This window comes from Allocoprococcus comes (assembly GCF_013300725.1).
Lineage (GTDB): Bacteria > Bacillota > Clostridia > Lachnospirales > Lachnospiraceae > Allocoprococcus > Allocoprococcus comes_A.
In genome coordinates this window covers 26378-40646 of sequence record NZ_JAAIMM010000023.1, presented here as the reverse complement: position 1 = coordinate 40646, position 14269 = coordinate 26378, and the positions used below count along the sequence as shown (strand labels likewise).

Below are 14269 nucleotides of genomic sequence, written 5' to 3'. Positions count from 1 at the left end.
TTTTCACACGCCCTCTTATTATTTATTTCTTGCTATACGCAATATGCTTATTTCGCATTCTTCTGTGCGATAGCAGCCTGAGCAGCAGCCAGACGAGCGATCGGTACACGGAATGGTGAGCAAGATACATAATCAAGACCAATGCTGTTGCAGAATTCTACAGAGCTTGGATCTCCACCATGTTCTCCACAGATACCAACGTGAAGTGACGGATTAACCGGTTTTCCGAGTTCGATAGCCATCTTCATAAGTTTACCAACACCTGTCTGGTCAAGTTTAGCAAATGGATCGTTCTCGAAGATCTTAGCGTCATAGTAAGCGTCAAGGAACTTACCAGCATCATCACGTGAGAATCCGTATGTCATCTGTGTAAGGTCGTTTGTACCGAAGCAGAAGAAGTCAGCTTCTTTTGCGATGTCATCAGCTGTAAGAGCAGCTCTAGGAATTTCGATCATTGTACCAACTTCGTACTCAAGGTCGCTTCCTGCAGCAGCGATTTCAGCGTCAGCTGTTTCTACTACAAACTTCTTAACATATTTAAGCTCTTTGATATCGCCAACCAGCGGAATCATGATTTCCGGTTTAACATTCCAATCCGGATGAGCTTTCTTAACATTGATAGCAGCACGGATAACTGCGCTTGTCTGCATCTTAGCGATTTCCGGATAAGTTACAGCAAGACGGCATCCACGATGTCCCATCATTGGGTTGAATTCGTGCAGAGAGCTGATGATTGCTTTGATCTGGTCAACAGATTTGCCCTGAGCATCAGCAAGTTTCTTGATATCTTCTTCTTCTGTTGGAACGAATTCATGAAGCGGTGGATCAAGGAAACGGATAGTAACCGGATTTCCTTCCAGTGCTTCGTAAAGTTTTTCGAAGTCTCCCTGCTGTTCCGGAAGGATCTTAGCAAGTGCAGCTTCTCTTTCTTCTACTGTTTCAGAGCAGATCATTTCACGGAATGCATCAATTCTGTTGCCTTCGAAGAACATATGCTCTGTACGGCAAAGTCCGATACCTTCAGCACCAAGTTCACGAGCTTTCTTAGCATCAGATGGTGTATCAGCATTTGTACGAACTTTCATAGTTCTGTACTTGTCAGCCCATCCCATGATTCTTCCGAATTCACCTGCGATTGTAGCATCTACAGTCGGGATGATTCCGTCATAGATATTACCTGTTGATCCATCAAGAGAGATTGCATCTCCTTCATGGAATTCTTTTCCACCAAGTGTGAATTTCTTGTTTTCTTCATCCATGTTGATGTCACCACAACCAGATACACAGCATGTTCCCATACCACGTGCAACAACGGCTGCGTGTGATGTCATACCACCACGAACTGTCAGGATACCCTGAGCAGACTTCATACCTGTGATATCTTCCGGTGATGTCTCAAGACGTACAAGAACAACTTTTTCTCCTCTTGCAGCCCATTCTACAGCATCATCTGCTGTGAAGACGATCTTACCGCAAGCAGCTCCTGGAGATGCTCCAAGTGCTTTAGCCATCGGTACAGCAGCTTTCAGTGCAGCTGCATCGAACTGTGGATGAAGCAGTGTATCAAGGTTACGAGGATCGATCATAGCAACTGCTTCTTCTTCGGTTCTCATTCCTTCATCAACGAGATCGCAAGCGATCTTAAGAGCAGCCTGAGCTGTTCTCTTACCATTACGTGTCTGAAGCATGTACAGTTTACCATGTTCTACAGTAAACTCCATATCCTGCATATCTCTGTAATGTGTTTCCAGAGTCTTGCATACTTCTTTGAACTGTTTGAATGCTTCTGGGAATTTCTGTTCCATTTCTGAAATGTGCATTGGTGTACGAACACCTGCAACTACGTCTTCTCCCTGAGCATTTGTAAGGAATTCTCCGAACAGTCCGTTATTTCCTGTAGCTGGGTCACGTGTAAATGCAACACCTGTACCACAGTCATCACCCATGTTACCAAATGCCATCATCTGTACGTTAACAGCGGTTCCCCATGAATACGGGATATCGTTGTCACGACGGTATACATTTGCTCTCGGGTTGTCCCATGAACGGAATACAGCTTTGATTGCTCCCATTAACTGTTCCTTTGGATCTGTTGGGAAATCAGCACCGATTTTTTCTTTATATTCAGCTTTGAACTGGTTAGCTAATTCGTGAAGATCTTCTGCTGTAAGTTCAACGTCCTGTTTAACGCCTCTTTCAGCTTTCATCTTGTCGATCAGTTCTTCGAAGTATTTTTTACCTACTTCCATAACTACATCTGAGTACATCTGAATAAATCTTCTGTAGCAGTCCCAAGCCCAACGTGGGTTGCCTGATTTTTCAGCCAGTACGTTGACAACGTCTTCATTAAGACCAAGGTTCAGGATTGTATCCATCATACCAGGCATAGATGCTCTTGCACCAGAACGAACGGAAACAAGAAGTGGATTCTCTTTATCACCGAATTTCTTTCCTGTGATTCCTTCCATCTTTGTAATAGCTTCCATGATCTGAGCCATGATTTCTTCATTGATCTGTCTTCCGTCCTCATAATACTGAGTACAAGCTTCTGTTGTGATTGTGAAGCCCTGTGGTACTGGAAGACCTAAGTTTGTCATTTCAGCAAGGTTAGCGCCTTTTCCACCAAGCAGGTTTCTCATATCGGCATTACCTTCTGTAAACATGTAAACCCATTTTGTTGCCATTTTACAATTCCTCCTCGTTATTGGTAATTGATATATATAAAACTTGAAAATCACAGTCAGACTGGTAACTGTCTGCTCTTTTCATATCTTATATCGCCCTTAAAAACGGATTTTACCGCACTAATATTGTAAATGTTTTAACTGTGATAGTCAACCCTTATGTACTTTTTTTCGTACAAAAAAGTGAATTTATAGAAGAGTTCGATTTCTTCTATAATGAAAATCTCCGTAATTAAATTTCTTTTATATACTAAAAATTTTGTTATTATCAGAAAAAAGCTCAGGCAAAACCGGACTGTATCCTTTGTTTTGCCTGAGTTCTTTTCATCTCTTACATATTCAGAAGAAATGCTCTGTATCCCTTTACTGCTTCATACACATCAGCTTTGCTGCTGACTTCATAAGGTGCATGCATGGAAAGTACAGCAACACCGCTGTCGATCACTTCCATACCATAATTTGCCATAATATATGCGATGGTTCCGCCTCCGCCTACATCGACTTTACCAAGTTCTGCGAACTGGTAAGTAACACCTGCATCGTCCATCACCTTGCGCAGTCTTGCAAGATATTCTGCATTTGCATCATTGGATCCGCTCTTTCCGCGGCTTCCTGTAAACTTGTTGAATGCAAGTCCCTTTGTAAAGAAAGCGGCACTTCTTTTTTCAAATGCTTCTGCAAACATCGGATCATAAGCAGCACTTACGTCAGAAGAAAGCATTCTTGAATTAGCAAGTGCACGGCGTACCTTCAGTTCAGATTCACCTTCTGTAAGTGCAACAAGCTCTGCAACTGTATTTTCAAAGAAACGGGAATGCATTCCAGTTGCTCCAACGCTTCCGATCTCTTCTTTATCTACTAACAGACAGCATCCTGTACGCTTTGCATTTTCCACATCCAGCATAGCGAACAGAGAAGTAAATGCGCAGACTCTGTCATCCTGTCCATAAGAAAGGATCATGCTTCTGTCAAATCCACAGTCTCTTGCCTTTCCTGCCGGAACAATTTCCAGTTCAGCCGATGCAAAATCTTCTTCTTCGATTCCATAGTTCTCTTTTAAAATATGAAGTACGTTAGCCTTGATCGTTTCTTTTTCTTCTTCATCAAGTCCCTTCGCTTTATCAAGCGGGCTGTTTCCAATCAGAAGATCCAGCTTTTCTCCTTCGATCACTTCACTTGCTTTCTTTGACATCTGGTTTGCTGCAAGATGAACAAGAAGGTCTGTAATAACAAATACCGGATCAGACTCTTTTTCCCCAATGCTGATCTCTTCTACGCTTCCATCTTTTTTCGCAACAACACCATGAAGTGCCATCGGTCCTGTTACCCACTGGTATTTTTTGATTCCGCCATAGTAATGTGTATCCAGATAAGCCATTCCTTCACTTTCATATAATGGATTCTGTTTTACATCAATACGTGGTGAATCGATATGGGCTCCAAGGATATTCATACCGTTTGAAAGCGGTTCTTCGCCCATACGGAACATGGCAAGCATTTTTTCCATGCATACCGCATATACTTTATCTCCTGCTTTCAGGCTCTTTCCTTCTTTCAGAACATCTTTGATATCCTGATATCCTGCTTCTTTCGCCATCTCAACCGCAAGCTTTACGCATTCACGCTCTGTCTTTCCGGCATCCAGGCAGGCTTTGTACTTTTCATTGATTTCATGAAGTTCTTTTTTGGCAGCTTCATCATAAGAGCTCCAGAGATTCTTTTTTTCTTCCATTTCTATACCTCTCTTCAATTCAGTTGGGATTCCCCACAATACTTTCAGTATAATCCTCGCCCGATAATAAGTCAATTATTACCCTTTAACTTTACAAGCATTTCCGTCATCGTTTCCTTCAAAACAGGATGCCGTTTATGCGGTGCGATCTCACACATTGGTCCAAGCACAAATTCCCTGTTCTGCATATCGATATGTGGTACACATAAATCATCCTCTTCAATGATCTGATCCCCATAGAAAATGATGTCCAGATCCAGTGTTCTCGGTCCCCATCTGCGGATCCGCTTTCTTCCGGCTTCCTGCTCAATCCGGTGTAGCAGCTCCAGAAGCTCATGCGGGGTAAGCAGTGTTTCCATTTTCAGTGCCCCGTTCAGGAACTCATCCTGATCCGTCACGCCATATGGCTCGGTTCCGATCAGCTTCGATAGCTTCAGGACTCTGCAAAGTCTTTCTTTTTTCAGCTCTTCTACCGCATTCTCAATGTATTTTTTCTTATCACCCATATTCGATCCGAGTGCGATAAACGCTTCATTCCAGCCACGTTCAATCTTCACGGAAACCGTCTCAAGCGGCAGTCCTACCGGTGCCCATGGTTTCTTTACTTCCACCATGACTTTCCGGATCTTCTCATCAAATAATAAGATCTCTTCTGCAAGCTGCTCTGCTACTGCTTCGATCAGCCTGTAATTCTTCTCTTCCATCTTTTCTTTTATCAGATGGGAAATGGTTCCGTAATTCACAGACGCTTCCAAGTCATCCGTTTTTCCCGCCTTGCGTGTATTCACATATAAAATACAGGAAACCAGAAACTTCTGTCCCAGTCTGTTTTCTTCCGGATACACCCCATGATTTGCAAATATTTCCAGGTTTTCAATTTTTATCTGATCCATCTTTTTCTCCTGCTTACTCTCTTGCCAGAATCACTTCTGTCATCTTGATCGCTCTGCGGTTTTTCTCAGCATCATGAACGCGCACAAATCCATAATGGCTCTGTACTGCCATCACGGTCGTGACAAGAGTTCCTTCTTCTCTTTCTGTTACCGGCAGATCCAGTGTCAGACCGATCATGGATTTTCTGGAAGTTCCAAGAAGCATCGGATATCCAAGTCCGTTAAAAAGCTCAAGATGCTTCATCACATCCAGGTTCATCTCGTAGGTCTTTCCAAATCCAACCCCCGGATCCAGCATGATCCGGTCATCTCCAATCCCAGCCGCTTTCGCAGTATCTACACACTTCTGCAATTCTGCATACATATCCTTCAGGAAATCCTTGTACACCGCCTCATTTTTATTATGCATCAGACAGCATGCTGCATCATATTTTTTCACAAGGCCTGCCATCTTTTCATCGTACTGGAATCCCCAGATATCATTTACCAGATCTGCCCCTGCCTGAAGTGCTGCCTCTGCCACATCACTTTTATAAGTGTCAATCGAAACCGGCACATCAAAATTCTTTTTGACAGCCTCAATAACCGGCGCAGTTCTTGTAATTTCTTCTTCTGACGTAATCTGCTGGTGTCCTGGTCTTGTGGACTCACCTCCGATATCCAGGATATCGGTTCCGCCTTCTAAAAGCTCTTCTGCATGACGCATTGCCGCATCATAACCGTTCCACTTCCCCCCGTCTGAAAAAGAATCCGGTGTCACATTCAGGATTCCCATTATATAAGTATGTTTTGCTGTGTCAAATTCTTTATTTCCAATTCTCATTTTCATTCCTCGTTTTCTACCAGATGATTTTCTGATTCTTCTTTTCTCCGCTCCAGTTACAGTCCTTCTCAGCCGGACACGTATAACACGCACGGGAAATCTTATCTGCATCATAAAGGATTTCTGCAAGCTGCCACTTATCCTGCCCTGCATTTTCTGTCTCTTCTGCTTTGCCCCGGTGGCTTAAAATTGCAAAAAGAATCCTGTCCGACTCCTCCTTTGTAAATCCAGTCTCTTCCAGAATCCTTTTTGCAATTTCAGCACTCGCTATTTCATGGGGGATTCCCGCCTTATACTGCTGCCATTTCCCGATGTCATGAAGTAATGCCGCCGCATAAATCTCTTCTTTTCCAAGGGCATATCCACGCTCCATCGAAAAAATATACATCAGACGTCCCACGTCCAGAAAATGATTCATATCATGATGGCAGAATTTTCTTTCCTTTTCTGCATCTTTATTCTTTGCCAGTCCCTCTTCAAAAAAAGGATGCTCATATATTCTCCAGACTCTCTGCATCCTCCTCTGCTCTTCCAGTTTTCGTTTTATTTCCATCGCACTAACCTATCATACGGAAAAACATGTTCTGCAGTTTTTCATTCTCTTCAAATGCACCTCTTGTAACAACACTGACCGTCTTGCTTCCCGGCTTTTTGATTCCACGCATGGTCATACACATATGCTCGGCCTCGGCAAGTACCATCACTCCCTTTGGACGAAGATTCTCCATCAGGGCATCCGCGATCTGTGCTGTCATCTGTTCCTGAAGCTGAAGTCTTCTCGCAAATACTTCCACAGTCCGCGCAAGCTTGCTAAGTCCCACCACCTTTCCATCCGGAATATAGGCAATATGAACTTTGCCGTAAAATGGCAGCATATGATGCTCGCACATGGAATAGAATGTAATATCTTTTTCCACAACCATTTCATTATTTTCTGCTGTAAATGTCTTTTTCAGGTGTTCCGCTGCATCCTCATTCATTCCGCCACAGATTTCTTCATACATTCTTGCAATCCGGTCCGGTGTTTCAACCAGTCCTTCTCTGTCAGGATCTTCACCGATTCCTTCCAGCAAAAGCCGGATTGCCTGTTCTACTTTTTTATGATCTACCATAATGTTCTCTCTTTCTTTTCTCAGTCTATTTCCTTTTCCTGCAAATCCGAATCACATCCCCCAGATAAGACAGGGAACCAAAACTCAGAACCACTTCATCCCTTTTACAGTCTGCTTTTGCTGCTGTAAGTGCCTCCCGGATTCCTTCTGCCGGTTCTGCCTGTACTCCATTTTCTTCCAATACTTTGCACAGTTCTTCTTTCGCCAGACTCCGCTCCCGATTCGGGAGATCGATCGTATACACTTTCGTAAGATACGGTGCCATGATCTCTGCCATTTTCCGGTACTCTTTATCTTTAAAAACACCCATCACTCCGATGATCCGTCTTCCTGCAAGATAGGTTCTCACATTTTCTGCAAGCCTAAGCGCTGCATCCTGATTGTGTGCGCCATCTGCGATCATCAACGGTTCTCTTTCAAGAACCTGGAATCTTCCCTGCCAGATTACTTTTGCAAATCCTGCTCTTACCGCATCCTCCGGAATAACCGCTCCATTCTCATTCAGGGCTTTCACAGCCTCCAATACCGTCACTGCATTGTCGATCTGATATCTTCCGATCAGATTCAGATGAATGTCCTCATACTCCTCATAAGAAAAAATCTGACCATCCATCAATTCTCTTTTCACTTTTGCCTTTTCCGGATGCGCAATCCGGATCTGGCAGCCACATTCTTCTGTCTTTTCCTGTAAAATTCGGATCACAGACGGTTTCTGCGGTGCTGTCACCACCGCCTGGCAGGATGGCTTTATAATCCCGGCTTTGTTTTCCGCAATTTCTTCCAGTGTATTTCCAAGTACACCAATATGATCCATACTGATCGATGCAAAAATACTCAGAACAGTAGTATCTATTACATTTGTCGCATCAAGAAGCCCACCCATTCCGGCTTCCAGAACGACATAATCACACTGTTTTTCTCTGAAATAGAGAAATGCGATCGCCGTTTCCATCTCGAAAACAGTTACGGTGAGATTCGTTTTTTCTTCTACTTTTTCTGCTGCCTCTTTCACCTGAGATACAAAAGGGGCGAGCTCGTCCTCCGCCATCCATTGGCCATCAACCTGAAATCGTTCCATATATCCCATCACGGTCGGAGAACAGTATCTTCCGGTCCGGTATCCAGCCTGCTGCAGGATACCGGATAGTCCGGCGAGAATCGATCCTTTTCCATTAGTCCCGGCTATATGTATAAATTTCAAATCTTTCTGCGGATTCCCAAGCTCACCCAATAAGCTCTTTATACTATCTAAGCCAAGTACACTTCCGTATTTCGATACATGATCCAAATATACCCTTGCTTCTTCGTATAACATGATTTACTTTTCCTTTTTGTACTTTTCAGCATATGCTGATATCTGAATATTTTATCATATTCCTTTACTGCTGTACAGTTCTATTTCTTTTTCTTTGGTACAACGTGGATCGCTCCACCCTCTGCTTCTTCCAGGGCTTCTCCGATTCCTTCGTTATACGTCGGATGTGCACGCATTCCCTTTAAAAGCTGTGCAACCGTCATTTTATTTGCGATCGCAGTTACAAATTCACCGATCATGTCTGTGGCTCTTGCACACATCATCTGTGCTCCGAGAATCACATCTGTCTCTTCATCTGCCACGATCTTGATAAATCCTCTTTCTTCTTTTGTAATAAGAGATTTACCATTGGCACTCATGATAAATTTGCCAGTCTTCACTTTGATTCCCTGTTCTTTGGCTGCATCTTCTGTAATACCTGCTGATGCGATTTCCGGATCTGTATAAACACATCCCGGAACCACATCCAGATTCACAGAAGGTTCTTTTCCCGCCAGCTGTTCTGCAACAACGATTCCCTGTGCACTTGCTGCATGGGCAAGCTGTGCGCCAAAGATCAGATCACCGATCGCATAGACTCCCGGAATACTGCTTTCGAATTTATCATTTACAAGAACACGTCCTCTTTCCATATCCGGAGCAGCACCTTCTGCAAATAATCCGTCGGTATTCGGGCATCTTCCGACTGCGCACAGAACATATTCTGCTTCTACAGTCTGTTCTTTTTCTTTTTCGACAAAGGTACATACGCAGGTATCCCCTTCCATATGCACACCCTGTACTGCTGCTGATGTATGGCTTTCTACGCCACGTTTCTTCAGGATCAGTTTCAGGTTCTGTGCGATCTCTTTATCCATATTTGGAACCAGACGCGGCATTGCTTCAAGAATGGTAACCTTAGATCCAAGTGCGGAATATACGGTAGCAAATTCTACACTGATCACACCGCCACCGATGATAACCAGACTCTTTGGAACTTCTCTCATCTTGAAGAGTTCATCACTTGTCAGAACTCTCGGAAGATCCATTCCCGGGATCGGAAGAATCAGTGGTTTGGAACCAGAAGCCAGAATAATATTCTCTGCTTCGACAGACTGTTCTTCATTCCCTGTAATCTTAACTTTTTTCCCCTCAAAAAGTGTGCCTTTTCCATAATATCTTGTTACGCCGTTTGCCTGCAGGAGCTGTTCTACTCCCTGAACAAGCTGTCCGGTTGTCTGCTCCTTATATTCCAGAATTTTTTCAAAATCATAAGTAACATCTGATGCTGAAATTCCGAAGCGGTCCGCTTCTTTGATTTCACGATATAATGTCGATGCATGAATCATTGCTTTTGCCGGAATACATCCTCTGTTCAGGCATGTTCCCCCGACTTCTCTCTCTTCGATCACTGCGGTCTTCATTCCAAGCTTCGCAGATTTGATTGCTGCCACATATCCTCCCGGACCGGCTCCAATTACTACTACATCAAACTTCTCGCTCATTTTATTTCATCCTCCTACAGTTCCTCGCCCTGAATCCATTCGATAATGTCTTTCATCATCTCTTCTTCCTGTGGATCATCTGACCAGAACAGCCCCAATTCCGTACAGATACTTTCCTTTCTGTACTTCAGTCCTTTCAGATACTTTGGAAGTGTATGTATGAAATCCGGATTCAGTGCATCCGACCATGCAATTGCATCCTTGATCTTTCCTGATTCTACTGCAAACTGAAGTGTAATCCCTCCCCATCCAAAACGGTGGGAAAGCTCATACTGAAAATCAATTTTTCTGCCATAGAGCCAGTTCCATGAAGAGAAAAATTTCTCTCTTTCTGCAATTACTCCGGTATCAAGGTCTTCTATTTTTTTATCACGTACCTTTAATCCGTATACCTTTTCAAAAGACTGCTTAAGTGCCACCTTCAGTTCTTCCATTGTAAGCTCCGGAAGATAATCTCTTAAATTTGTCACTCTGGATTTTACCGAATCAACCCCCTTTGATTTCAGTTTATCCTTTGATACAGTCAGATATCTGGATAAGGTTTCCATGTTTACTCCTACCATGATCGTGCCATGGTGATAGCAATGTTTTTCCTGCTCATAAAACGCATTTCCTGAGAATTTCTTTCCATCGATCAGGATATCGTTACGCCCGGATTTTTCAGCCTTCAATCCAAGGATCTCCATCGCTCCAATGATTACCTGAAGCTGCCGGTCCAGATCATATTCTTCTTTATTGATCAGAAATGTGAAGTTCATATTTCCCAGATCATGGTACACAGCTCCGCCACCTGACAGACGCCTGGCAAGATGACCACCTTCTTCTTCCAGCTTTGTTGTTCTACATTCTTTCCAAGCATTTTGATTCCGTCCGATAACAACTGTATTCTGATTCTGCCACAGATAAAGAATACATTCTTTATCCTCGCAGTGGAGGAGCAAATACTCCTCCACTGCAAGATTTCTATATGGACTGAACTGATTGCTTTCAATATAAGTAATCTTTTCAATCATAGTTTTTCCCTCGCTTTAAGCTATAACTTATTAGTCCTGCCATTCGTATCGCAGATATGGATGTCTTGCTGCTCCAACCTCATCCATTCTTGTAACCGGTGTTGTAACAGGAGCCTGATGAAGCTGTTCGGCATCTGTTTCTGCGATTTCATACAGTTTGCGTAATACCTCTACTGCTTCATCCAGAGTTTCTTTGGACTCTGTCTCTGTCGGCTCTACCATCAGTGCTTCCTCAACGATCAGCGGGAAGTACATTGTCGGTGGATGGATACCGTTATCAAGAAGTCCTTTTGCAATATCCATTGCAGAAATTCCTGTTTTCTTTTTCAGATCTGCAAGACTCATTACGAATTCATGCATACATACCTCATCATACGCCATTGTATAAAGGTCTTTCAGTTTGTTCATCATGTAGTTTGCATTCAAAACTGCATTCCGGCTCGCTTCCGGAATACCTTCGCGTCCCAGTGTCTTCACATAGGTAAGTGCTTTTACGATGACTGTAAAGTTTCCATAGAAGCTCTTCATCTCACCGATGCTCTGTGGTTCTTTTACAAATTTCAGTTCTTCTTCCCCATCTACTACATAAGATGGAAGGAACGGAACCAGCATGCTCTTGCATCCAACAGGTCCGCTTCCAGGACCACCGCCACCGTGCGGAGTTGAGAAGGTTTTGTGAAGATTCAGATGGATCACATCAAATCCCATATCTCCAGGGCGAACAGTTCCCATAACTGCGTTTAAGTTTGCTCCGTCATAATAGCAAAGTCCGCCGCAGTTATGAACGATCTCCGTGATTTTCAGGATATTCTTATCAAAAAGTCCTACCGTATTTGGATTGGTAAGCATAAGTCCTGCTGTATCCTCTCCGCATACTTCCTGTAATTTTTCAAGATCAACACCACCATCCGGTGCAGATTCAATGCTGACTACCTGGAATCCTGCCATTGCCGCACTTGCCGGGTTGGTTCCATGTGCAGAGTCCGGAACGATGATTTTCTTTCTCTTTTCGTCTCCACGGCTCTTATGATATGCTTTGATCAGAAGAAGCCCTGTAAATTCTCCGTGAGCACCGGCTGCCGGCTGGAATGTCATACGATCCATACCCGTGATCTCGCAGAGCAGATTTTCAGATTCTTTGATGACTTCCAGGCATCCCTGTACCGTATGTGCCGGCTGCAGTGGATGGATCTCTGTGAATCCCGGAAGTGCTGCCATATCTTCATTGATCTTCGGATTGTATTTCATTGTACAAGATCCGAGTGGATAGAAACCATCATTCACACCATGTGATTTCTTTGCAAGCTCTGTATAATGTCTGCTCAGTTCAATCTCAGAAAGCTCTGGCAGATGAAGTTTTTTCTCTCTTTTATCTTTTTCCTGTGGAAGTGTTACTTCTACATCGCATTCTGGCAGTAAATCGCAACCTCTTCCAGGTCTGCTTTTTTCAAATATTAACATTACTGCACCTCCTTCAGAATCTGAACAACTGCGTCCATCTCTTCTTTGGTATTCACTTCTGTACAGCACCACAGAATTCTGTGTTCATCAAGCGGAAATCCTCCAAGGATTCCTTTTTCCTCAAGTGCTGCAAGTGCTTTTGCGACCGGAACCTCTGATACAGTTACGAATTCATGGAAAAATTCTCCTTTGTTCTCGGTCTGGTATCCAACCTTTGCAAGTTCTGCTGAAAGATAATGTGCTTTTGAAGTTGAAAGTGTTGCTGCTTTCTTAATTCCTTCATTGCCCATTGTTGCCAGATAAACGCCTACTGCAAGTGCGCAAAGTGCCTGGTTTGAGCAGATATTGCTGGATGCTTTTTCACGACGGATATGCTGTTCTCTTGCCTGAAGAGTAAGTACATAACCTTTCTTTCCATTGTGGTCTTCTGTCTGTCCAACGATACGTCCAGGAAGATTTCTCATCATCTTCTGTGTTGCAGCCATAAATCCAAGATATGGTCCGCCGAATGCAATAGAAAGTCCAAGTGGCTGTCCTTCGCCAACTGCCACATCAGCTCCATATTCTGCCGGTGTCTTTACTACACCGAGAGAAATCGGATTGACATTCATTACATATTTTGCCCCTGCTCCATGTGTGATCTCACCAATCTCGGCTGCTTCTTCCAGATTACCGTAATAGTTCGGATGCTGGATCAGTACACATGCTGTCTGTGCATCTACATGTTCCTTCAGATATTCAATATCTGTAAGTCCGTCTTTTTCCGGAATCACTTCTACTTCCATTTCATTTCCGAAGCAGTATGTTTTGATCGTCTCAAGAACATATGGATTCACGGTAGCTGAAACAAGTGCTTTGCTGCGCTTTCTGTCACGACACATTGCCACACCTTCTGCGGATGCTTCTGCGCCATCGTATACGCAGGCATTGGAAATATCCATTCCTGTCAGATCACAGATCATGGTCTGATATTCAAAGATCGACTGCAGGATTCCCTGGCTGATCTCTGCCTGATAAGGAGTATATGCAGTTAACAAATTTTCTTTTGAAATCACGCTCTTTACTGTTGCCGGAATAAAATGCCGGTAAGCACCTGCGCCGCGGAAAATCGTCTTAAAGATCTGATTCTTTGCAGCAATATTTTCCATATCACGACGTACTTCTAATTCTGTTTTTCCTTCCGGAATATTAAGACCGCCCTGGATCTTTACTTCTGCCGGAATGTGTGCGAACAGATCGTCAATTGACTGAAACCCAATCTCTTTCAGCATTTCCTGACGCTGCTCTTTTGTATTCGGTACATAGCTTCCCATGAATGGTCCACCGCCTTTCCCTGATTATTCTTCACTTGCTACAAATGCCTCATATTCTTCTGCTGAAAGAAGTTCCTCTGTTCCGGATACATCTTTTACTTTGATGAACCATGCATCATATGGAGCGCCATTGATCGTTTCCGGTGCGTCAAGAAGTTCTTCGTTGATTTCTTCAACTTCTCCTGTTACCGGTGAATATACATCTGATACCGCTTTTACAGATTCAACATCTCCAAATACTTCTCCGGCCTCTACGCTGTCTCCAACTTCCGGAAGATTTACGAATACGAGATCACCGAGTGCTGACTGTGCATAATCTGTAAGACCAATTGTCCAGACTCCGCCTTCTTCTTTTACCCATTCGTGTGATTTTGTATATTTTAATTCTGCTCTAACTTCCATGATTTTAATCTCCTTTTCTTTTCAACTGCCGGCCGCC

At 43.4% G+C, this 14269-nt stretch carries 12 protein-coding genes; all 12 read right to left on the bottom strand.

What is annotated here, in order from left to right:
• Positions 1-47: 47 nt before the first annotated feature.
• The 12 genes from ppdK to gcvH all read right to left on the bottom strand — a co-directional run bounded on the left by ppdK (position 48) and on the right by gcvH (position 14232).
• Positions 48-2684 carry a pyruvate, phosphate dikinase gene (gene ppdK, locus G4407_RS12135; RefSeq protein WP_173689106.1) on the bottom strand — a complete coding sequence of 879 codons (2637 nt, stop codon included), beginning with the start codon at positions 2682-2684 and terminating at the stop codon, positions 48-50.
• A gap of 331 nt (positions 2685-3015) precedes the next feature.
• Positions 3016-4416: an aminopeptidase gene (locus tag G4407_RS12130; protein ID WP_173689105.1), complete on the bottom strand. Its 1401-nt coding sequence runs from the start codon at positions 4414-4416 to the stop codon at positions 3016-3018.
• Between the two features lie 71 nt (positions 4417-4487).
• Positions 4488-5309 carry a 2-amino-4-hydroxy-6-hydroxymethyldihydropteridine diphosphokinase gene (gene folK / locus G4407_RS12125; protein WP_173689104.1) on the bottom strand — a complete coding sequence of 274 codons (822 nt, stop codon included), beginning with the start codon at positions 5307-5309 and terminating at the stop codon, positions 4488-4490.
• 13 nt (positions 5310-5322) lie between these two features.
• The gene (gene folP, locus G4407_RS12120) at positions 5323-6132 is read right to left on the bottom strand and encodes a dihydropteroate synthase (RefSeq protein ID WP_173689103.1); all 810 of its coding nucleotides are present in this window, start codon (positions 6130-6132) and stop codon (positions 5323-5325) included.
• A 16-nt stretch (positions 6133-6148) separates the two neighbouring features.
• The gene (locus G4407_RS12115; protein WP_173689102.1) at positions 6149-6685 is read right to left on the bottom strand and encodes an HD domain-containing protein; all 537 of its coding nucleotides are present in this window, start codon (positions 6683-6685) and stop codon (positions 6149-6151) included.
• Positions 6686-6689: 4 nt separating this feature from the next.
• Positions 6690-7244 (bottom strand): GTP cyclohydrolase I FolE, encoded by a 555-nt coding sequence (folE, locus tag G4407_RS12110; RefSeq protein ID WP_173689101.1) that lies wholly within the window; start codon positions 7242-7244, stop codon positions 6690-6692.
• A gap of 25 nt (positions 7245-7269) precedes the next feature.
• Entirely contained in the window at positions 7270-8559 is a 1290-nt protein-coding gene (locus G4407_RS12105) for a bifunctional folylpolyglutamate synthase/dihydrofolate synthase (protein ID WP_173689100.1), read from the bottom strand.
• An 80-nt stretch (positions 8560-8639) separates the two neighbouring features.
• Positions 8640-10043 (bottom strand): dihydrolipoyl dehydrogenase, encoded by a 1404-nt coding sequence (lpdA, locus tag G4407_RS12100; RefSeq protein ID WP_173689099.1) that lies wholly within the window; start codon positions 10041-10043, stop codon positions 8640-8642.
• A gap of 14 nt (positions 10044-10057) precedes the next feature.
• Positions 10058-11056 (bottom strand): lipoate--protein ligase, encoded by a 999-nt coding sequence (locus G4407_RS12095; protein ID WP_118217581.1) that lies wholly within the window; start codon positions 11054-11056, stop codon positions 10058-10060.
• Between the two features lie 30 nt (positions 11057-11086).
• Positions 11087-12517 carry an aminomethyl-transferring glycine dehydrogenase subunit GcvPB gene (gene gcvPB / locus G4407_RS12090; RefSeq protein ID WP_173689098.1) on the bottom strand — a complete coding sequence of 477 codons (1431 nt, stop codon included), beginning with the start codon at positions 12515-12517 and terminating at the stop codon, positions 11087-11089.
• A complete protein-coding gene (gene gcvPA / locus G4407_RS12085) occupies positions 12517-13830 on the bottom strand; it encodes an aminomethyl-transferring glycine dehydrogenase subunit GcvPA (protein WP_173689097.1) in 1314 nt (437 codons plus the stop codon). The genes gcvPB and gcvPA overlap by 1 nt, the downstream gene beginning before the upstream one ends.
• A 24-nt stretch (positions 13831-13854) precedes the next feature.
• Positions 13855-14232 carry a glycine cleavage system protein GcvH gene (gene gcvH / locus G4407_RS12080; RefSeq protein WP_173689096.1) on the bottom strand — a complete coding sequence of 126 codons (378 nt, stop codon included), beginning with the start codon at positions 14230-14232 and terminating at the stop codon, positions 13855-13857.
• Between the last annotated feature and the right edge of the window lie 37 nt (positions 14233-14269).

Coding starts and splice junctions, on each gene's coding strand:
- folE (WP_173689101.1), bottom strand. CDS start 7,244: ATGGTAGATCATAAAAAAGTAGAACAGGCAATCCGGCTTTTGCTGGAA.
- G4407_RS12115 (WP_173689102.1), bottom strand. CDS start 6,685: ATGGAAATAAAACGAAAACTGGAAGAGCAGAGGAGGATGCAGAGAGTC.
- G4407_RS12130 (WP_173689105.1), bottom strand. CDS start 4,416: ATGGAAGAAAAAAAGAATCTCTGGAGCTCTTATGATGAAGCTGCCAAA.
- folP (WP_173689103.1), bottom strand. CDS start 6,132: ATGAGAATTGGAAATAAAGAATTTGACACAGCAAAACATACTTATATA.
- G4407_RS12095 (WP_118217581.1), bottom strand. CDS start 11,056: ATGATTGAAAAGATTACTTATATTGAAAGCAATCAGTTCAGTCCATAT.
- ppdK (WP_173689106.1), bottom strand. CDS start 2,684: ATGGCAACAAAATGGGTTTACATGTTTACAGAAGGTAATGCCGATATG.
- folK (WP_173689104.1), bottom strand. CDS start 5,309: ATGGATCAGATAAAAATTGAAAACCTGGAAATATTTGCAAATCATGGG.
- lpdA (WP_173689099.1), bottom strand. CDS start 10,043: ATGAGCGAGAAGTTTGATGTAGTAGTAATTGGAGCCGGTCCGGGAGGA.
- G4407_RS12105 (WP_173689100.1), bottom strand. CDS start 8,559: ATGTTATACGAAGAAGCAAGGGTATATTTGGATCATGTATCGAAATAC.
- gcvPA (WP_173689097.1), bottom strand. CDS start 13,830: ATGGGAAGCTATGTACCGAATACAAAAGAGCAGCGTCAGGAAATGCTG.
- gcvPB (WP_173689098.1), bottom strand. CDS start 12,517: ATGTTAATATTTGAAAAAAGCAGACCTGGAAGAGGTTGCGATTTACTG.
- gcvH (WP_173689096.1), bottom strand. CDS start 14,232: ATGGAAGTTAGAGCAGAATTAAAATATACAAAATCACACGAATGGGTA.